The organism is Agrobacterium sp. B1(2019) (assembly GCF_008274755.1).
In the GTDB taxonomy this organism is placed as follows: Bacteria; Pseudomonadota; Alphaproteobacteria; order Rhizobiales; family Rhizobiaceae; genus Agrobacterium; species Agrobacterium salinitolerans.
This window is the reverse complement of the sequence record NZ_VTPB01000001.1, coordinates 2049972-2070053: the sequence shown is the minus strand read 5'-3', so window position 1 is coordinate 2070053 and position 20082 is coordinate 2049972. Positions and strand designations below refer to the sequence as shown.

The window sequence follows — 20082 nt, the reverse complement described above, 5'->3', positions numbered from 1 at the left end:
CGAAAAGCGCGTATCCGCGCCGAGGCCTCATCCTGTGCTGCATCGCACTATAGAAGCACTTAGTGACTAAAAATTTGAATAAATATTTAATTAGAGAAAGCTCTATCTGGCCCGATAGGCAGAATAAGCGGCGGAGAAGGCAATATTCCCCGCATGGTTGCGGCGTCATTTCGAGAATGCAGCGATGACGCGATTAACTGACGTTCGTCATGATGATGCGTCATCGGCCGGTCAGTTGCCGCGCAATTTGAAATCCGGGAACTGGGGCGCGCCGATTATCGAGGCGCTGGCCGGCTCGGCTGCGTTTTCGGCGGAAAGTTCCTTGACGGCTGCCGTGGTCGTCGTCACGTCGATACCGGTCGGTGTCGAAACCGTCTCAGCCGGATGTGCCGCGGGCTCGGCCTCGTCATAGGTCGCGATGGCCGTGCTGGAGGTTTCCGCCATCCATGCCGGATTGGTGCTGACGAAGGTGACGGGCGCGCCGCCAAGCCAGGCTTCGGTGCGCACCAGGGTGCGCTTGCCGTCGACTTCGCGCATTTCCGTGTGCTGCGTGCCTGGCTCAATGGAGGGCACGGCATAACCCTGCGCCACGGCTTTTGCCTTCATGGGCTTGCAGCCCGCGCAATCGCGACGAATGAAGCTGCCATTGGCCACATGCACGCCGTTTATATATTCGATGGAAGACGCCATCGCCGACCCGCCGGTCAGCGTGATAACAGCTGTCAGAAAAAGACGACGCATCGAAAAACCCCCGAAATGACGGCGCGGCCTTGTGATCGAGACACAGTGCGCCATTCAATGTTCCGGCAAGTATTACCGATGTTTCGTTTCCATCGGGTCAGCAAACTTGGTAAAAATTGAACGAAATATTCGTGTCCAATCCCGTTTGCCTTAGGGATCAGGTCTTTTCGCGCGCGACGGCCTGCCAGCCGATATCGCGGCGGCAAAAGCCGTTTTCCCACTCCACCTTGTCCGCCAGCGCATAGGCGCGGGCCTGCGCCTCCGTCACGGTCTTTCCAAGGGCGGTGACGTTCAGCACGCGTCCACCCGTGGCCACCAGCCTGCCGTCCTTCAGCGCGGTTCCGGCATGGAACACCTTCGCCTCTTCGCTGGCCTCGGGAATACGGGCGATCGGCGTGTTTTTGTCGTAAGCGCCGGGATAGCCCTTCGAGGCGAGAACGACGGTCAGCGCCGCATCGTCGCGCCATTCCGCCTCAACCTTGTCCAGCGTGCCGGTGGCGGTGGCATATAGGATCGGCAGCAGATCGCTTTTCAGGCGCATCATCAGCACCTGGCATTCGGGGTCGCCGAAACGGACGTTATATTCGATCAGTTCCGGACCCTTGGCGGTAATCATCAACCCGGCGAAGAAAACGCCGGAGAAGGGATTGCCATCCTTGGCCATGCCCGAGATCGTCGGCTCGATGATCTCCTTCATGGTGCGCTCCACCATGGCCGGTGTCATGACAGGGGCGGGGGAATAGGCGCCCATGCCGCCGGTATTCGGGCCGGTATCGCCATCGCCGACGCGCTTGTGATCCTGCGCGGTGGCGAGCGCCAGCGCGGTCTTGCCGTCGGAAAGGCAGAAGAAGCTCGCTTCCTCGCCATCGAGAAAGGCCTCCACCACCACTTCAGCGCCAGCCGCGCCGAAAGCGCCGTCGAAACAGTCGTCAACTGCGGCAAGCGCTTCCGCTTCGGTCATGGCCACGGTCACGCCCTTGCCGGCGGCAAGCCCGTCGGCCTTGATGACGATCGGTGCGCCCTGTTGGCGAACATAGTCCTTGGCGGGTTCTGCGGCCTTGAAGCGCTGGTAAGCGCCGGTCGGAATATCGTAGCGGGCGCAGAGGTCCTTGGTGAAGCCCTTGGAGCCCTCAAGCTGGGCGGCGGCTTTCGAGGGTCCGAAAGTGGCAATGCCGGCGGCACGCAGGTCATCCGCAAGGCCCGCCACCAGCGGCGCTTCCGGGCCGACGACGACGAAGTCGATTGCCTTTTCTTTCGCAAAGGCGATGACGGCCGCGTGGTCTTCCACGTTCAGAGCCACCAGCGTCGCGTGGTCGGCGATGCCGGGGTTGCCGGGGGCGGCAAAAAGCGCATCGAGCAGGGGAGACTGGGCGATTTTCCACGCCAGCGCATGTTCGCGTCCGCCGGAACCGATCAACAGAACTTTCATGGTCAACACCCCTGCAAATTCGCCAGTAATCTTGTGTCAGGGGCGTTAAGGGCAGGGGGGCGAAAGGTCAAGGAGAAAGCGCCGCAAATGCCTGTCTTTCCCTTGGAGTGAGCCTTTCCTGTGGAATCGTTCCCGCCTCTTGTTGTCACGCCACAATCAGACATTATGTTCGCTGCTTCAGATGTGACATCAGAGAACCTCATGACCGCAGATAATGCCCGCCTCGCCACGCTCATCGCCTCCGAAATCAACGCACGCCCCGATCAGGTGAAGGCGGCGGTGGCCTTGCTGGACGAGGGCGCGACCGTTCCCTTCATCGCCCGTTACCGAAAGGAAGTGACGGGAGGGCTTGACGATACCCAGCTGCGCACGCTTTCGGAACGCCTTGTCTATCTGCGCGAACTGAATGCGCGCCGCGCCTCCATCGTCGAAACCATCACCGGCCAAGGCAAGATGAGCGATGAGCTGATGCTCAAAATCATGCAGGCGGGCACCAAGGCGGAGCTGGAAGACCTTTATCTGCCCTATAAGCCGAAGCGCCGCACCCGCGCGGAAATCGCCCGTGAGCGTGGCCTCGGCCCGCTTGCCGAAGCCATCTGGGAGAACCGCGCCGCCGATCCGGCGAAGCTGGCGGAGGCCTATGTTAAGGGCGAGGTGGCCGAAGTGAAGGCCGCCCTTGAGGGCGCGCGCGACATCGTGGCAGAGACCATGACGGAAAATGCCGATCTTCTCGGCCGCTTGCGCGATTACATGCGCCAGAACGCCACCTTCCGCGCCAAGGTCGTGGATGGTAAACAGGCGGCGGGCGAGAAGTTCTCGGATTATTTCGACCATTCAGAACGCTGGGCAACCGTGCCGGGCCACCGGGCGCTTGCCATGCTGCGCGGCTGGAATGAGGAAATTCTGACGCTGACCATCGATGTCGATGCGGATGATCCCTCTCCGGTCAAACCTGCGCAGCGCACCGTCGCGGCCGCCTTCGATATCCGCAATGCCGGCCCCGCCGATCAGTGGCTGATGGAAGTGGCAGGCTGGACCTGGCGTGTGAAGCTCTCCATGTCGCTTTCGCTCGATCTGATGCGCGAGTTGCGCGAGCGGGCGGAAGAAGAGGCGATCAATGTCTTTGCCCGAAACCTCAAGGATCTTCTGCTGGCCGCCCCCGCCGGATCGCGCGCCACCATGGGCCTCGATCCGGGCATCCGCACCGGTGTCAAGGTCGCCGTGGTGGATGGCACCGGCAAGCTGCTGGACACCTCGACGGTTTACCCCTTCCAGCCGAAGAACGATGTGCGCGGCGCGCAGGCGGAACTTGCCTTGCTCATTCGCAAGCATAATGTCGAGCTGATCGCCATCGGCAATGGTACCGGCAGCCGCGAGACGGAAAAGCTGGTCGCCGATCTTCTGGCGCAGCTGCCGGCTTCCGCTTCCGGCGCAAAGCCCACCAAGGTCATCGTCTCGGAGGCGGGCGCATCGGTCTATTCCGCTTCGGAACGGGCGGCGGCCGAATTCCCCAATCTCGACGTTTCGCTACGCGGTGCCGTCTCCATTGCCCGCCGTCTTCAGGACCCGCTGGCGGAACTGGTGAAGATCGAGCCGAAATCCATCGGCGTCGGTCAGTACCAGCACGATGTCGATCAGGGCCGCCTCAGCCGTTCGCTCGATGCTGTGGTGGAAGATGCCGTGAATGCCGTTGGCGTCGATCTCAACACGGCCTCGTCGCCGCTTCTGGCACGGGTATCGGGCCTTGGCAGCTCGATTGCCGATGCCATTGTCACCCATCGCGATCAGACCGGTCCTTTCGCCAGCCGCAAGGAGCTTCTGAAAGTGCCGCGCCTTGGCCAGCGCACCTTCGAACAATGCGCCGGCTTCCTGCGCATCCCGAACGGCAAGGAGCCGCTGGATGCCTCATCGGTGCACCCGGAAGCCTATGGCGTGGCGAAAAAGATCGTCGCTGCCTGCGGCCGTGATCTGCGTTCGCTGATGGGTGACAGTGCCGCGCTGAAGGCGCTTGACCCCAAGCGCTTCATCGACGAGCAATTCGGCCTGCCTACCGTGAAAGACATCATCGCCGAACTGGAAAAGCCCGGCCGTGATCCGCGCCCGAGCTTCAAGACCGCGACCTTTGCCGAGGGTGTGGACGAGATAACCGATCTGAAACCGGGCATGCTGCTCGAAGGCACTGTCACCAATGTCGCCGCCTTCGGCGCTTTCGTGGATATCGGCGTGCATCAGGACGGGCTGGTGCATGTGTCGCAACTCGCCGATCGTTTCGTGAAAGACCCGCATGAGGTCGTCAAGGCGGGCGATGTCGTCAAGGTGCGAGTCGTGGAAGTGGACGTGAAGCGCAAGCGCATCGGGCTGACCATGCGCAAGGATGGCGGCGAGGCGGCGCCGCAGCCGATGCGCGAGAAGGCCAACGCCAGCGCCATGCGGCACGCGACAGCCAAGCCCAAAGACCGCAACGAGGGGTCGCAATCCGGTGGTGCGCTCGCCGCCGCTCTGGCAGAAGCCATGAAGCGACGCTGACCTGCGGTTGAAATGATTTTTTACCAAAAAAGCCTCGCCGGTGTGTCCGGTGGGGCTTTTTGCTTGATGAAATCGTTCAATTTTTTTGAAATAAGACTATCTTGCAACTTGTGCTGAAAGGAATACGGTCAGCGAAATTGATAAGTGAGACTTAGCAATTGGGGGTGCCATGGCGTCGTCTCTGCATGTTCTTCTCGAAAAGATAATCAAGAACGGTGATCTCACCGTGAATAGTCCGGGCGGCAGCCGCACTTTCGGCAACGGCACGGGAAAAAAGGTGGTTCTGGACTTCACCGATGAAGCCGCCATGCAGGAGATCGCCGCCGATCCGGCGCTGAAGCTCGCTGAAATGTACATGGAAGGGCGGGCGAAGGTCGCGGAAGGCGACATTTACGATTTCCTGGCGCTGGTCAAAAGCAACACGCTCAGCGAAGCGCTGTCCTTCGGCATGATCTGGCGCGGCATGGCCCGCATCATCGCCGCCCGCATCAAGATGCATCTGCCGGTCAACCACAACAAGAGCAATGTCGCCCACCATTATGATCTGAGCGCCAAGCTGTTCGACCTCTTCCTCGATGAGGACTGGCAATATTCCTGCGCCTATTTCAATCCGCCCGGCATCAGCCTTTATGAGGCGCAGGTCGCCAAGAAACGTCACATCGCCGCCAAGCTGATGACCGAGCCCGGCCAGAGCGTGCTGGAAATCGGCTCCGGCTGGGGCGGCATGGCGATGTATATCGCCGAAAGTGCCGGTGCGGATGTGACCGGCATTACGCTCAGCGAGGAACAGCTGCGCGTCTCCCGTGATCGTGCCGCTAAACGGGGTCTTGCCACAAATGTCCGTTTCGAATTGCAGGACTACCGCTACTTGCCGGCTTCGAAAAAATATGATCGCATCGTCTCCGTCGGCATGTTTGAACATGTCGGGCCGACCCATTATCGTGATTATTTCGACAAGGTGGCGGAGGTGCTTGATGACAAGGGCGTGATGGTGCTGCATTCCATCGGCCAACCCTATCCGGCGATGGCGACCAATCCCTTCATCGAAAAATACATCTTCCCGGGTGGGTATATCCCTTCGCTTGCCGAGGTGCTGCCGGCCATCGAAAAGTCAAGGCTGCTGGTGAAGGATATCGAAATCCTGCCCATGCATTACGCCCATACGCTACGCCACTGGCGGGAGCGTTTCGTGGCGCGCAGGGCCGAAGCGGTCGCACTTTACGACGAACGGTTCTTCCGCATGTGGGAGTTTTATCTGGCGGGCTCGGAAATGGCCTTCACCCACGAAAACTTCCATATTTTCCAGATTCAGATCGCCAAGGATCGAGATGCCGTACCGCATAATCGCGACTACATCGCGCAGAACGAGGCAAGGCTGCTGGAGTTTGAAAAGACCCGGGCACCACTGGAGACGGTGACGTTCTGACGACGGCGGACGAACGCTTCCGCACTCGCGGCGTCATCCTCGGGTCCCGAGGATCTATCCACGTTGCATAAAGTCCTTCGGTTGCAGATGCTCGGGACAGGGCCGAGCATGACGGAGGTGAGGTTTGGCCCCTGTCGCGAGCCTCGCAGTACTGTTCTGCTTTGCCTGCTCTGGTTAATGGAATGGAAAGACAATCCCTCTAATTCTACGGACACCTGTCTGTATTGCGTTTCTGGGGTTGTTTCATGTTCAAGCCATCAGCGGCAGCCGCCGCCTGTGTCCTGTCGCTTTTTGCCGTGGGCAATGCTCATGCGGAAGGCTGGTTTTCCGGTGACTGGTATCTGAAACTCGGCGGCGCCGGTTTCAGCGCGCCGAAGTACCAGGGCGACAACAAGAATGAATTCGGCTTCTCGCCCATCATTTCGCTCGGCCGCCAGGGCCAAGGCGCGCGTTTCACCTCGCGTAACGACAGCGCCTCGATTTCGCTTCTGGATAGCGGCCCGATCAGTATGGGTCTTGCCGGAAAGCTGGTGTCCCCGCGCGACGAGGGCGACTCGTCCGATCTGAAGGGCATGACCCGCATCAAGCGCGGCGGCGAGCTCGGCGGTTTCGCCGAGGCCTATCCGACCGACTGGCTGCGCGTTCGCGGGGAAGTCCGTCAGGGTATTCGCAGCCACAGCGGCATTGTCGGCGACGTTGCCGTCGATGCCTTCACCGAAATCGCCCCCGGCATCCAGATTTCCGCCGGTCCGCGCGCGACATGGGTGAGCAGCAAATACAATGAGCGTTATTACGGCGTAAGCGCCGCACAGACGGCTGCCGGCGCGCCATCGCCCTACAGCCCGGGCGGCGGCCTGCATTCGGCCGGCGTTGGCGCTGCCATTACCTGGAAAGTCACCGAAAACGCCGAAGTCGGCTCGTTTGCGGAATATCGCCGCCTGACCGGTGACGCCGCCGACAGTTCGCTGGTGCGCGAGCGCGGCTCTAAAAACCAGTTCATCGTCGGTGTTCAGGCCAGCTACAAATTCAATTTCTCGCTGCCCTGAGGGGACGGGCGATAAGGTCATACAAAGCCCCGTTGCGAAGTTGCAGCGGGGCTTTTTGCATTCAGGACCGGGTGCTGAAATCCATTCCGATTTTTTTGCCAATGCTGTAGAACCATCCCATGGTTCACCACAGCGATTTGTCAGACCGCGTTTCCGACGCGCCATCCAACAACTGGGTCTATCGGATTTTGCCGAGGTCCCTCTGGCCTTATGCGCAATTGGCCCGGTGGGATCGCCCCATTGGCTGGCAACTACTGATGTGGCCGTGTTTCTGGTCCGCAGCCCTTGCGGCCAATGCAGCATTAGTGACGGGCGGCTTTTCCTGGGCGACGCTGGTCTGGCATCTGGCGCTATTCTTCATCGGATCGGTGGCGATGCGCGGCGCGGGCTGCACCTATAATGATCTGGCCGACCACAAGATTGACATGGCCGTGGCGCGCACACGCTCTCGGCCGTTGCCTTCCGGTCGTGTAACCCGGACGCAGGCTAAGGTCTTCATCGTGTTGCAGGCGCTTGCCGGGCTCGTGGTGCTTTTGCAGTTCAACAATTTCGCCATTCTCACCGGGATCGCGTCACTCATGTTTGTGGCGATCTATCCTTTCGCCAAGCGCTTCACCCACTGGCCGCAGTTTTTCCTCGGGCTGGCTTTTTCCTGGGGCGCGCTCATGGGCTGGGCCGGACAGTTCGCTTCACTCGCCTGGCCGCCTGTCCTGCTTTATGTCGGCGCGATCGCCTGGACGATCGGTTATGATACAATCTACGCCCATCAGGACAAGGAAGACGACACGGCCGTGGGCATCGGTTCGACTGCCCTGCTGTTTGGAGAAAACACACATCGCTGGCTGGTTTTCCTTTATGGCACAGCCCTTGTCATGATTTTCCTGTCGTTCTGGACGGCAGGCGTTAACATCATTGCCTATAGCGGTCTTGCCGCCGCTGCCCTTATGCTGTTCCGGCAGGTCTGGGTGCTCGATATCGATGACGTTGACCAATGCCTCGTGCTGTTTAAATCCAACAACAGGGTTGGGGTTCTGATTTTCGCCGGCCTCATCCTGCCGCTTCTGCTGGCCTGAAGCCGGAAACATAAGATGCAAAAAGCCCGGTCGCGTTGCGCGCCGGGCTTTTGATTGTCTTGCTGAAGATTGTCAGCTGCGGGCGATGATTTCCTTGCCCTCGATCTTCATGCTCATGCCCAGCGAACCGGTGGAGCGGCGAACGAGGAAGCGCGGGCGACGCTCAGCGAAATAGGAATGGCGGCGGCGCGGGCGGGTATTCTGGGTGCGCACCTTGCCGAGATGTTCTTCCAACGGACGGGCGACGCCATCGGCTTCCACCATCAGCATGGGAATGCGATAGGCCTCGGACCAGCTGCGCCAGTCGGCGGCGATATCGCAGAGATCGTGGGCGACGAGAAGCGGAACGCAGAGATCGGGATCGTCATGGTGAAGTTCGAGCGTCACGGTAACCTGTCCATCGCCATGATCGATGGCGCGGGCGGCGACACCCTTGAAAGCGCGGGCAGGCAGGGCGAAGGACAGAGGCAGGCCGGAAGAGGACAGAACCTTTCTCAGAACGGCGCCCCGTTCATCGAGAGTGACGGCGACATCGGTCGTGCCATTGCCTTTTCCATAGGTGACCTGTTGCGGAAAACGTGCCGGGTCTAACCTGAGTGTGGCGACGGCCCAGTCGGGCTTCAGAACGGTCTTGGTCATGTTTAATCTACCCTTGTTTTACCTGAGAGCCGGTTTCCGGTCTTCTCATCGGGACTTTTCGTCCTCTGATGTCAGGAGATTATCCGCCGCATGTTCGAGACTGCTTAAAAATCGCGGTTAAGAAAACTTTGCATTCCCAAATGGTTAGCAAAACCCACTGTGGCATGGTTTCGCGTAGGTAAAAGAGATCGAGACAATGCGATTTTTATGCCCGCCGAAAATGTGCTCTTTCAAGCTACAGGCAAGGCGCGTCACGCATAGTGGCGCCAAGGCTTGCCGTGCGCCCGGATGGGACGCGCGAGGGGTGGATTTAAAACCGGAGCTTTTGGTGCCCTAAGGGATGCACTGCGCTCCAGGGGGCATTCGGATGGTATCGACTTTTCTCAGCTACGACCTCATCAACCGCGATATGAAGACGAGCATTTCGCGCGTGTCGCAGCAGGGAATCGTGGAGCGGCAGACGAAATATTACAAGGAAAACATCGGCAATGTGAAAAGCGCCGATGAGTTCCTCAATAATTACCAGCTCTATTCCTATGCCATGGACGCTTTTGGTCTCGGCGAGATGACCTATGCCAAGGCCTTCATGAAAAAGGTGCTCGACAGCGACCTGAACGATCAGAACAGCTTCGCCAACAAGCTGACCGACGAGCGCTATCGGGAATTTGCCGCCGCCTTCAATTTCAGCTCTTCGACGAAGACCGTGCAGACGGACGCGCAGCTCGACAAGATGATCGGGCTGTATGATACGTCGATCACCAATCTGAACGACAGCCTTGCGGAAGAGACACGTTATTACAAGGCAATCATCGGCACGGTCACCAATGCCGATCAGCTGCTTCGCAACGACCGCACGCGCGCCTACATCTTCCAGGTCTTCGGCATTGATGAGAAGACCTATTCCTATGCCCACATCAAGGGCTTGATGACGAGCGACGTTTCCGATCCGGACAGCTACATCAACCAGAAATTCGGCGCGGCCTATAATGACGCGGTCGAAAAACTGACGATGAAGGGCAATATCGAACTGCATGCACAGGTCACGGACCGTATTACGGCAATCGATACCGAACTTGCCGGCACCGGCCTGACGGCTGATGAGCGCTCCAAACTCGAGGCGGAGAAGGTGACCCGTCAGGACCAGCTCACCCAGCTGGAGGCCGTTCTGCCGCCGCAGGATCAGTGGGAGGCAAAGCTCGCGGCAATCAAGGCGGAACAGACGACGCTGTCGAACACCGTCAACCAATATAACAAGATGGCGCAACTGGCCAATGCCTTCGAATTCGGGAATGACGGTACGGTCGTCGCCGGCGGGGCAATGACAGCCGAAAATCTGAAAGCCGTCACGGACTCTTATATCGGCAGCGCGCCGCGCGTGACGCCGACCGTCGCGACGCTGAATCGGGATTATTTCGAATCCAAGATTGGGTCCATCACGACGGTAGAGGAACTGATGTCGGATGCGCGGCTTCTCAATTACATCAGAACGGCCTTCGACCTGAACGACCTGACCATCGTGCCAGCGACGATCAAGAACATCCTCACCAGCGATCTCAGCGATCCGAACAATTACATCGCGACCCTGGGCAGGAACGACAAACGTTACCTCGCCCTGAAAAACGCATTCAATTTTCTCCCCGATGGGACGCTCGCGGCCGGCGCGACGCCGCAGACAACAACACAGACCGCGACGACCACCGGCGGTTACATGACGCATTACAATGATGCGGACGAGGCAGCTGACGCAAAGGCGCTCACGCTGTTCAAGAGCAGTATTGGCAATGTCAGAAGCGTCAATGATTTTCTTGGAACCAATGCCGTCTATACCTATGCGCTGAAAGCCGTCGGTCTCGATCCTGCCAAGGTGAACATCTCCGATATCAAGAAGGTACTGACCAGCGACCTTCAGGACAAGAAGAGCTACGTTTATACGCTCAAGGACGACCGGTATGTGAAGCTTGCCGAACTCTTCAACTTCGCCAAGGACGGTTCGGTCGGCACACCCATTCTGGCGCAGTCCGAAATCGAACTGCAGACCATGTCGGCCGAATACATCAAGAAGAAATCGGCTTTCGGCACCGACAAGGACAAGGAAGCGGCAACGACCGAGGCAAAATATTTCTCGGGCGAGATGCAGAAGATCAAGACGCTGAGTGAATTCCTCGCGAATGATCGCCTGACCAAATTCGCGATGGAATCGCTCGGTATCGACCCCAAAAGCGTGACCAAGGAACAGCTGCAGAAAATCTTCACGTCTGACCTCGATGACAAGAATAGCTACGTCAACAAGGAGATGGACCCGGTCTTTCGCCGCCTCGTCACCGCGTTCAATTTCGACAAGGAGGGCAAACTCCTTCATGAAGACCGCAGCCTGATCCAGACACGGCGCGGACTTTATGAAACGCTCGACAATTATCTGACCCAGACGCTGGAAACGCAGGCGGGTGAAGAAAACGCCGGTGTGCGACTGGCGCTCTATTTCAAGCGCATGGCGGCGGGGACGACGTCCTATTATTCGATCCTTGCCGATACTGCGATCCAGAACTTCATCAAGACCACCTTTGGCATTCCCGATGAACTCGGCAATGCGGGCGTCGATACCCAAGTGGCGATGATGAAGAAATACTTCGACATCAAGGATTTTCAGGACCCGGAAAAGGTCAAGAAGCTCATCGCCCGCTTCACCATCATGTACGACAACCAGCAGAACGTCGCCGATCCCATCATGACGCTCTTCAACGGCAGCGGCTCGGCGGGTATTAGCGGCGACACGCTGCTGGCGGTCGCAACGTTGCGAGCACGGTAGGTGAGAAAGGCCGGGTTTGCCCGGCCTTCAAGAGAGTCACCATCCCGGCAGCATATGCCCGGCGCGCAGGCGCGGCATCTTGGGAAACGTCTTCACGTCGCTATCCATCTCGTCAACCACGGCCATCGGTGAGATGTTGTCGAGGCAAGCTGTGATGTGATCGGTAATCGCATTCACCAGCGAGGGGGAGAGGCCCGGCCGTTTCATCAGGCCGATCTGCACCGGCGGCAGGGGCGGGAAACCGTCGGCGGCGGTCAGAACCTTCATGCCAGTGCGCAGCGCCGATTCCGGCAACACTGAAACGGCCATGCCCGCCAGCACGGCGGCGGCGACGACGGTCGAGGACCAGCTCGTGAACAGCACCTGATAGTCCCGCCCGTCAGCGTCGAGCGCCGAACAGGCAAGCTGACGCCAATGGCAGTCGCGCCGCCCGACGGCAAGCGGCACGGGTGCATCGTCCTTCAGCGGATGGTTGGCGGAGGCGACCCAGCAGAGCGGTTCGGTGCGCACCACATCGGAGGAACGGGCACGCGGATTATGGGTAACAAGCGCGATATCGAGATCGCCGCGGTTCATTTTTTCGGCAAGGCTCGCTGAGGGTTCGCAGACGATATAAAGCTCGACATTCGGATGGGTTTTGGCGAAGCGCCCGATGATTTCAGGCATGTAGCGGTCGGCGTAATCGTCAGGGGTGCCGATGCGTAGCGTGCCTTCCAGCCGGTTGTCGTCGAAGGCGGCGATCGCCTCATTATTCAGACGGATGATCCGCCGGGCGTAATTCATCAGTTTTTCACCCTCCGCCGTCAGGCGGTTGCCGCGCCCGTCCTTGGCGAAAAGCTGCTTGCCGATCCGTTCTTCAAGCCGCCGCATCTGCATGGAGACGGCGGATTGCGTCTTGAAAACGCGGTCAGCGGCTTTGGTAAAGCTGCCCGTATCGACGATGGCGATGAAGGTGTGCAGCTGGTCTATGTCGAGCGGTGCGGACATGGATAGTGATCCATCAGAATGATTGATGTCTCACATTAGAAACATTCGTTGGACTGATCAATAGTCTTGCGACATTTTGACACCAAGCAAATCAGGATCAACCCGGGCCGACGAGACGTCGGGCCCTAACCCAAGGCAGCTTCTCGCGCGTGGTGCGTCGGGGGCGGTGCCGCCTCGTGCCGTTACGAAAGGATAAGTATCATGCGCACGGCAGAACGGAGAATGGAACTGGAACTTGTAACCGCACGGCCGGGGGACGCCTGGCGTCGCGCCGCTGTGCTGGGTGTTTCCGGCGTTAAAACCTTCGTGCAGCGCATCTACAATCGTATCGTGGCCAATGGTCTCACGGAACTTGATGACCGTCTTCTTGCCGATATCGGTCTGGCGCGGTCGGATGTCAGCGATGCTCTCAATACCGGCCTGTTGGAAGATCCGACGGCACATCTCACCCGGGCCGCACGCAAACGCGCGGTCACGCGCTTCAAGACGCTTTGAAATTCCGCCTCCGGCAGACCTCCAGCTGCCGGACGTGGCTTCCAGCCGCAAGGTTTTCCCCGCAGGGTGATTTGCCAATAGCCCTGCCTTTGCCCGGTGTCAGGCCCCCTCGGCCGCGCCGGGCTTTTTTAATTGTGGTGCAGCTTCAGCACCATTACCTCAATATTGATATTCTTCGAAGATAGGCAGCACCGAGCCGCCCCAGCGGCCGTGATAAAGCGCAAGCAGGTCTTCCGCGAGTGTGGTCTTCTTGGCCAGCACCTCGTCCAGCGACGAGAGGAACACGGTCTCGTCCTGACCTTCGCCATTCAGCCGCTTGCGGTTTTTGAGGCCGGTGCGGGAAATGTCGACAACCTCGCGGGCAATGCCGAGAAGCGGCTTGCCGGCGATCTCGGCGGAGAGACCCTTTGCCGGAACGGCGTTGCGAAGCGCGATCACCTCATCGAAGCTCCAGTCGGCGGTCAGCGCATCGGCAGCGGTCAACGCCTCGTCATCGTAAAGAAGACCGACCCAGAAAGCGGGCAGGGCGCAGATGCGCCGCCATGGGCCGCCATCCGCACCGCGCATTTCGAGGAAACGCTTCAGGCGCACATCCGGGAACAGCGTGGAGAGATGGTTCGTCCAGTCGCCCATGGTGGGCTGCCAGTCGGCGATTTCGCCCTTCAGCGCACCGTTCATGAACTGCCGGAAGGTGACATGGGTGCAATCGTGATATTTGCCGTCGCGCACGATGAAATACATCGGCACATCAAGCGCCCATTCGACATAATCCCTGAAGCCGAAATCATCGTTGAAGGTGAAGGGCAGCACACCCGCGCGGCGATTGTCGGTGTCGCGCCAGATATCGCCGCGCCAGGAAAGAAGACCGTTCGGCTTGCCCTCGGTAAAGGGCGACGAGGCGAAAAGCGCGGTTGCCAGCGATTGCAGCTTCATGGAAACGCGCATCTTCCGGCGCATGTCCGCTTCGGAGGAGAAGTCGAGATTAACCTGAATGGTGCAGGTGCGGTACATCATGTCGAGACCCTTGGTCCCGACCTTCGGCATATAGCGCGTCATGATCGCGTAGCGCGATTTCGGCATACGCGGCGTTTCGTCGTAGCTCCACAGCGGGCTGCCGCCGATGCCGAGGAAACGGATGCCCATCGGCTCGGCTACTTCGCGCAGCATCGCCAGATGCTGGTTGGATTCCTTGCACGTCTGGTGCAGGTTTTCGAGCGGCGCACCCGATAGTTCGAACTGGCCGCCCGGCTCGATGGAGATGGCGCCCATGCCGTGCTGCTCGCCAAGGCCGATGATGTTCCCGCCGTCCATGATCGGCTCCCAGCCGAGCTTTTCCTGCATGCCCTTCAAGAGCGCGGAAATGCTGGCCTCGCCAAAATAGGGGACGGGACTGTTATCCTCTCGGAAAAACGCGAATTTTTCGTGCTCGGTGCCGATGCGGAAGTCGGCTTCAGCTTTGCAACCGCCCGCCAGATAATCTGTAAGCTCCGTGACGGAGGAGAGGGGGGTCTGGTCGGTCGTGTCGCGTGCCATGGCTTACCTTGTTATGACGTCTCTGTTGCGGCGAGGCATATGATTGGCAGATAGGGCCGGATCGTATCCGCTGGCAAATGAATTTCTTTTAAAGATGCATGAAGCGCAACGGGGCCGTTCAATTCCAGTCGCCGATCGCCGCCTGAATGACCGCGAGTGCGGCGACGGCGGCCGTATCGGCCCTCAGGATACGCGGCCCGAGCGGAATGGGGGTAACGAAGGTAAGGCCGCGCAGAAGTTCCCTTTCTTCCTCGGAAAATCCGCCTTCCGGGCCGACCAGCAGGGCAAGTTTGCGCTCCGTGACGGCTTGCAGGATCGGCAGCGGATTTTGCCCCGCATCGCCTTCGTCGCAATAGATGATGCGCCGGTCGTGGGGCCAGGTCTCGAGCATGTCCTTCAGTTTTACCGGCTCGGCTACCTCGGGCAGGGACAGTATGCCGCACTGCTCGGCGGCTTCGATAGCGTTGGCGCGCAGTTTTTCGGTATTGTGGATCTTGCCCTGAACATGCTGCGTCATCACCGGCTGCAACAGCCCGGCGCCCATCTCCACCGCCTTCTGCACCAGATAATCCATGCGCCCGGTTTTCAGCGGCGCGAAAAGATAATGCAGGTCCGGGGCGTTCGGCTGGGGCCGTGTCTGCTCGATGGGGACGAGAACGATCTTCTTGCGGCTCGGAAACGCAAGTTTCGCTTTCCATTCGCCGTCGCGACCGTTGAACAAAAGGATTTCCGCGCCGTCGGTCATGCGCAGCACATTGGCGAGATAGTTGAATTGTTCGGCTGTTGCCTCCTGCGCGACGCCTTCGGCAAGGCTGGCTTCGATATAAAGGCGTTGCATCCGGAAATTTGCGCGCATGGGGTTCTGTTTCAGGTTCAGAGAAAGAGAGAGGACATGAGCCAGTAGAGCAGCGCCGCAAGCGTTGCACTGGAAGGAACGGTGACCAGCCAGGCGGCGATGATCGTCATGAAGTGGGAGCGGCGGACGAGATAACGGCGGCGTATCTCGGAAGGATTGTCGGCATATCTTTCGGATCGGCGGGGCCTACCGTCACCAGCCTGAACAAGCTCCTGTCGCCGCCGCGACGATTGCGTGTACCATTCGCGAAAGAAACCAACGCCGAACACCGCGCCGATTGCCGTGTGGGTGGTGCTGACCGGCAGACCGAAGCGCGAGGCAATGAGCACGGTGAGCGCCGTGGCCACGGAAACGCAGAAGGCGCGCATCGGATTGAGCTTGGTGATCTGCTCGCCGACGAGGCGGATGAGGCGCGGGCCATAAAGAAGAATGCCGCAGGAAAGCCCGAAGGCGCCGACCAGCATGACCCATAGCGGCGCACGGGCGGATGTCTGCACCGCCTCGTCATGCAGGGCCCGCACGATGGCCACGACCGGACCGATGGCGTTCGAAACGTCATTCGCCCCATGAGCGAAGGACATCAGGCCGGCGGCGAGAACCAGCGGCCACTGGAACAGCGTCCGAAGCGACTGGTTGCGGTTTTCCAATCCCTCCGATTGTTTTCGGATGATCGGCACGCAGAGCCGCCAGACCACGAGCCCGGTCACAAGCCCAATGAGGCTTGCATGGCCAAGCGACACATGCATCAACTGCCGCAATCCGACCCAGATGAGGTAGGCCATGAAGACGCCCGCCATCAAACCAATGAGAACCGGAACCCACAGCCTGGCGGCGGCGAGCTTGTCCTCGCGGTAAATGATGAATTCCTTGATGAAAGCAAGGATGGCGACGGCGATGATGGCGCTGATGAAGGGTGCCAGTACCCATGCGAAGGCGATGCTGCCGAGCGAAAGCCAGTCGACCGCCTTCGCTCCATAGGCCGCCATTCCAGCGCCCGCAACCCCGCCCACCACCGTATGGGTGGTGGAAATCGGCGCCTTTGTCCATGTCGAGACATTGACGAGAAGGCCGGCGGCGAGAAGCGCCGAGAGCATAGCCCATGAAAAGGCGGTCCTGTCGGGAATGGTGCCGATGTTGATGATGCCGCTGGAAATGGTCTCGACGACGTTGCCGCCGGTTATCAGCGCTCCGGCAATCTCGCAGATGGCGGCGATGATGAGGGCGGCGGCAAGCGGCATGGCCTTGGCGCCCACCGCCGGGCCGACATTGTTCGTAACGTCGTTCGCACCGATGTTGATCGCCATATAGGCGCCGATGGCGACGGCGGCGATAATAATGACCGAACCCGCGGTGCCGGTGACGAAGACGCCGGCGAAGATGGCCGCCAGAACAACGAACATGAACCCCGCGCCAAGGCCGGCAAGCTGCTGCGTGACATGCAGCGTCGCTTCCTCGACACGGGTAATCTTGTCGAGATCCTTATCGAGCGTTTGTTTCATGTTCAATGACGGCTTGATTGCCATTCACACCTCGTTTGCCAGCATTCCCTTTCGTCCGGCAGCGTCGCAGGTTGAAGGCAATTTTACAGAAAGACTGTTACATCTCGCACATCTTTCCAAAAGGAAAGACGATAAAAGCCAGGTTGGAAAAACAAACTGCTCATTGCCATGTCAAGGGCGGTCGCACTATTTCGAATGCGCCATCCGCTTGTCGAAAGCGAGCATCAGTGCTTTCAGTTCCGGCTCGTTGACACGTTTTCCCGCCTCCTGCGGGCTGACCCATTCCAGCCGCCTCGATTCCTTCTCGGGAAAGCTTTCCTGCATTTCCGAAACTTCGAGCAGATGCACCTGAACCCTGCACGGCACGTTGACGCCGCTGTTCAGCTTTTTCTCGTAGTCGTAATAACCGAAGGGCGCCTTTTCCACCGTGCCTTTGACGCCGGCTTCCTCATAGGCTTCCTGCTCGGCCACGGCATGGGCTTTCTTGTTGGCCATAGGCCAGCCCTTGGGAATGACCCATCGGCCCGTATCCCTGCTGGTCAGCAGCAATACTTCCGGCTCCGGATTCTTCTTGGACAATCGATAGCACAGCGCCGCATATTGCTGTCGCGGCGGTCTGCGCAACATCAACCCAACATCTGTCGCCAATCGATTCAAAATCTTCAATCCGAATAGGTCCTTCTTTGCCCGTTAATGATAATTGCTAATATAGATACTCCGTAAATTCCGCCAATCCCTCATCACCCATAACCCACTACTGTCTTCATGCTGATGAAGCCTGCAGGCCCGGAAAAAATACGGAAGATGTGCGAACAGGGCTTCGACCGGGCAGCTTCCCGGGCAAACAGCCGATTGCGGCAATCGCGTTTTTGTCTGCTTTCAGGTCCTGAAACGCAAAACCGCTATGAATAATTGCCGATATTGCGCCTGTCGGGATTTAATCCCCAATGTCGTAGACCTTCGATCACGCCGTCGGCCTCCGTCGCACGGGCCTGGAAGAAGCGATTGCCGCGGCCCGCCAGTGAGACAAGCTCCGGCAATGCATTGCCCACGATCACGCCGCGAATTTCATTCAGTTCGAACATCGCCCGATCATTGCCAGTATCGCCCGCGACCGCTGATTCGTCGAGGCCGATGCGCAATTGTCCACATAACCATGCAAGCGCCGCACCCTTGTCAGCGGCCTTCGGCAATATGTCCAGATCGCGGTCGCTGGAATAGACGATGCGGGCATCGATATCGGCCGCCACAAGCGCTGCTTCGATCTCGCCAAGCGCCGCATCATCAGCGCCATGCAGGAACCAGCTGGATTTCAGGCCGTGCTGATAGCGCTCCTCCTGCATCGTCACGCCCGGCACGCCGGCCATCACGTCGATGATCCTCTGGGGATCGAAACCCGTGCCGAGAGAGGTTTTATAGGCGCTTTCGAGTTCGCCACGCTCTTTCGCGTGCAGCATGGTGCCGACCCCGCCGATGATATAGTCGGGCTGGGGCAGCGGCACCTCTTCGAGCAGCGCAAGCTGGTCGTCGATCAGCCTGCCGCTGTTGAAAACCAGAAGGGGACGTTGACCGTCCGGCAACGAATGCCAGAAATCGCGGAACCGGCGCGTGGCGTCGTTATCGCCGACGACGGTTCCGTCGAGATCGGTGGAAAAAAGGCGAAGCGGTCTCAATCGCCGTCGTTCCATGGTTCGGCCCAATCGGCTTCTTCCAGAACCGGCATCATGGTCCTGCCTTCCACAAGGGCGAGAAGCTGCTGGGCGATGCCGGTCCATGTGAACAGGCTGCGCGCCTTATGCGCCCCCATGCGGGAAAGCCGCCCGTAAAGCCGCTCATGCTTGAACGGCTTCATCATGGTGATGCCAAGGTCTTCCTTGTCGAAAGGATCGGCAAACAGCGCATGGCGGCCATAGCTGATGGCCCGGAACAATCCGCCATGGGTGGTGACGACGGTGGGCGTACCGCTCGCCATCGCCTCGATCGCCGTCATGCCAAAGGGTTCATAACGGCTTGAGAGCACGAAGAGATCGGCGGCGCGATAAATATCCGGCAGGTCCTCATCCGTGACGTATCCGGAAAAGGCCACCTTGTCTTCGAGACCGAGCGCTTTCACCCGCTCCTTCAGCTGGTTGAGGATCGTGGTTTCCTGCTCGTCCATATTCTCGCCGCCGACCGCCAGATGCAGCCGGGCTTCCGGTTCTCGCTCGGAAAGAACGGAGAAACCGTCGATCAGCAGGTCGTAACCCTTGTTGGTGGCGAGACGTCCGAGCGCCAGCACCGTCTTGCCCTCGAAACCGAAACGCTGGCGGATCATCTGCCGCGTCGCATCGGAAACCGGGAAGAAACGGTTGTCGTCATAACCCGGCGGGATCATGTGGATGTGCTTGCGCTTCAGGCCATAATCCTCGATCAGAACATCGAGTTGCACCGGCGTCGTGGCGATTACCATGTCGCAGCTGCGATAGATGATCAGCTCGTGCTGGATACGTTCCTTGAAGTTGAATTCGAGTTCGAACGTATCGGCCTTTTCCGGATAGTCGGTCTCCATCTGGCGTTTTTTCCAGATGCCGAGCGAATGCGGCGTGTGCAGATGCGGGATTTTCAGCGCTTCGGAGAGCCGCTGCCCCGCCACGCCGGCATCCCAGTAATGGCTGTTGATGAAAGAATAATTCAGGTCGTTTTTCTTGATGAAACGCAACGCATTTTCGCACCACTCCATCAGGTGGCGGTGCAGGTATTCCTTGGGAATGAAATCGCGGCCGCCGCAGGGAATGCGCACCACGCGGACGCGCTCGTCAACCTCATCAAATTCCGGCTGGTCTTCAAAACGGCGGGTATAAAGATCGACAGTATAACCGAGCTGTCCGAGTTTGCGTGCAAGCTCAAGCACATAAACCACCTGCCCCCCGGTGTCCGCCGCGCCGAGTGGCGGGTGCGCGGCGACATAGCCATGCGTCGATATGAGAGCTATCCGCGGATAGCGTTCAGTTTCGCTCGTGGTCGTCATGGGTCCCATCTTGGTAAAT

Annotated in this window: 16 protein-coding genes; 6 read left to right on the top strand and 10 right to left on the bottom strand. The window is 59.2% G+C overall.

All coding sequences use genetic code 11. The features are described from left to right. Window positions 1-231: 231 nt before the first annotated feature. Together AGR1_RS10380 and purD are read right to left on the bottom strand one after the other, a co-directional pair. On the bottom strand, window positions 232-741 hold the full coding sequence (locus AGR1_RS10380; RefSeq protein WP_149146867.1) for a plant virulence effector HPE1-like domain-containing protein: 510 nt from the start codon (window positions 739-741) through the stop codon (window positions 232-234). A 157-nt stretch (window positions 742-898) separates the two neighbouring features. Further along, the gene (purD, locus tag AGR1_RS10375) at window positions 899-2170 is read right to left on the bottom strand and encodes a phosphoribosylamine--glycine ligase (protein WP_080791313.1); all 1272 of its coding nucleotides are present in this window, start codon (window positions 2168-2170) and stop codon (window positions 899-901) included. Window positions 2171-2371: 201 nt separating this feature from the next. On the opposite strand from purD, the gene AGR1_RS10370 reads away from it, so the two are divergent. The 4 genes from AGR1_RS10370 to ubiA all read left to right on the top strand — a co-directional run bounded on the left by AGR1_RS10370 (window position 2372) and on the right by ubiA (window position 8241). Next, complete coding sequence (locus AGR1_RS10370) at window positions 2372-4696, top strand: Tex family protein (RefSeq protein WP_149146866.1); 2325 nt, start codon at window positions 2372-2374, stop codon at window positions 4694-4696. Window positions 4697-4865: 169 nt separating this feature from the next. Further along, complete coding sequence (locus AGR1_RS10365; protein WP_149146865.1) at window positions 4866-6122, top strand: cyclopropane-fatty-acyl-phospholipid synthase family protein; 1257 nt, start codon at window positions 4866-4868, stop codon at window positions 6120-6122. Window positions 6123-6367: 245 nt separating this feature from the next. Next, on the top strand, window positions 6368-7168 hold the full coding sequence (locus AGR1_RS10360; RefSeq protein WP_149146864.1) for a MipA/OmpV family protein: 801 nt from the start codon (window positions 6368-6370) through the stop codon (window positions 7166-7168). Window positions 7169-7287: 119 nt separating this feature from the next. Continuing rightward, window positions 7288-8241 (top strand): 4-hydroxybenzoate octaprenyltransferase, encoded by a 954-nt coding sequence (gene ubiA / locus AGR1_RS10355; RefSeq protein ID WP_149146863.1) that lies wholly within the window; start codon window positions 7288-7290, stop codon window positions 8239-8241. Between the two features lie 72 nt (window positions 8242-8313). On the opposite strand, the gene AGR1_RS10350 is transcribed toward ubiA, so the two are convergent. Continuing rightward, window positions 8314-8880 carry a DUF6101 family protein gene (locus AGR1_RS10350; RefSeq protein ID WP_080791309.1) on the bottom strand — a complete coding sequence of 189 codons (567 nt, stop codon included), beginning with the start codon at window positions 8878-8880 and terminating at the stop codon, window positions 8314-8316. A gap of 367 nt (window positions 8881-9247) precedes the next feature. On the opposite strand from AGR1_RS10350, the gene AGR1_RS10345 reads away from it, so the two are divergent. Continuing rightward, a complete protein-coding gene (locus AGR1_RS10345; RefSeq protein WP_149146862.1) occupies window positions 9248-11686 on the top strand; it encodes a DUF1217 domain-containing protein in 2439 nt (812 codons plus the stop codon). 36 nt (window positions 11687-11722) lie between these two features. On the opposite strand, the gene AGR1_RS10340 is transcribed toward AGR1_RS10345, so the two are convergent. Next, on the bottom strand, window positions 11723-12673 hold the full coding sequence (locus AGR1_RS10340) for a LysR substrate-binding domain-containing protein (protein WP_077983334.1): 951 nt from the start codon (window positions 12671-12673) through the stop codon (window positions 11723-11725). 201 nt (window positions 12674-12874) lie between these two features. Here AGR1_RS10340 and AGR1_RS10335 point away from each other — a divergent pair, with 201 nt between their 5' ends. Further along, a complete protein-coding gene (locus AGR1_RS10335; RefSeq protein ID WP_077983333.1) occupies window positions 12875-13168 on the top strand; it encodes a DUF1127 domain-containing protein in 294 nt (97 codons plus the stop codon). A gap of 159 nt (window positions 13169-13327) precedes the next feature. On the opposite strand, the gene AGR1_RS10330 is transcribed toward AGR1_RS10335, so the two are convergent. The 6 genes from AGR1_RS10330 to AGR1_RS10305 all read right to left on the bottom strand — a co-directional run bounded on the left by AGR1_RS10330 (window position 13328) and on the right by AGR1_RS10305 (window position 20072). Then, window positions 13328-14701, bottom strand: a complete 1374-nt coding sequence (locus tag AGR1_RS10330) for a glutamate--cysteine ligase (RefSeq protein ID WP_149146861.1) — start codon at window positions 14699-14701, stop codon at window positions 13328-13330. A gap of 118 nt (window positions 14702-14819) precedes the next feature. Further along, window positions 14820-15557: a 16S rRNA (uracil(1498)-N(3))-methyltransferase gene (locus AGR1_RS10325; protein WP_162927422.1), complete on the bottom strand. Its 738-nt coding sequence runs from the start codon at window positions 15555-15557 to the stop codon at window positions 14820-14822. Between the two features lie 17 nt (window positions 15558-15574). Further along, on the bottom strand, window positions 15575-17080 hold the full coding sequence (locus AGR1_RS10320) for an inorganic phosphate transporter (protein WP_149146860.1): 1506 nt from the start codon (window positions 17078-17080) through the stop codon (window positions 15575-15577). A 162-nt stretch (window positions 17081-17242) separates the two neighbouring features. After that, window positions 17243-17683, bottom strand: coding sequence for an NUDIX hydrolase (locus AGR1_RS10315; RefSeq protein ID WP_162927421.1), 441 nt, complete (start codon window positions 17681-17683; stop codon window positions 17243-17245). A gap of 275 nt (window positions 17684-17958) precedes the next feature. Then, the gene (locus AGR1_RS10310) at window positions 17959-18729 is read right to left on the bottom strand and encodes an HAD family hydrolase (protein ID WP_080791304.1); all 771 of its coding nucleotides are present in this window, start codon (window positions 18727-18729) and stop codon (window positions 17959-17961) included. Continuing rightward, on the bottom strand, window positions 18726-20072 hold the full coding sequence (locus tag AGR1_RS10305) for a glycosyltransferase family 1 protein (protein WP_187772107.1): 1347 nt from the start codon (window positions 20070-20072) through the stop codon (window positions 18726-18728). The genes AGR1_RS10310 and AGR1_RS10305 overlap by 4 nt, the downstream gene beginning before the upstream one ends. Between the last annotated feature and the right edge of the window lie 10 nt (window positions 20073-20082).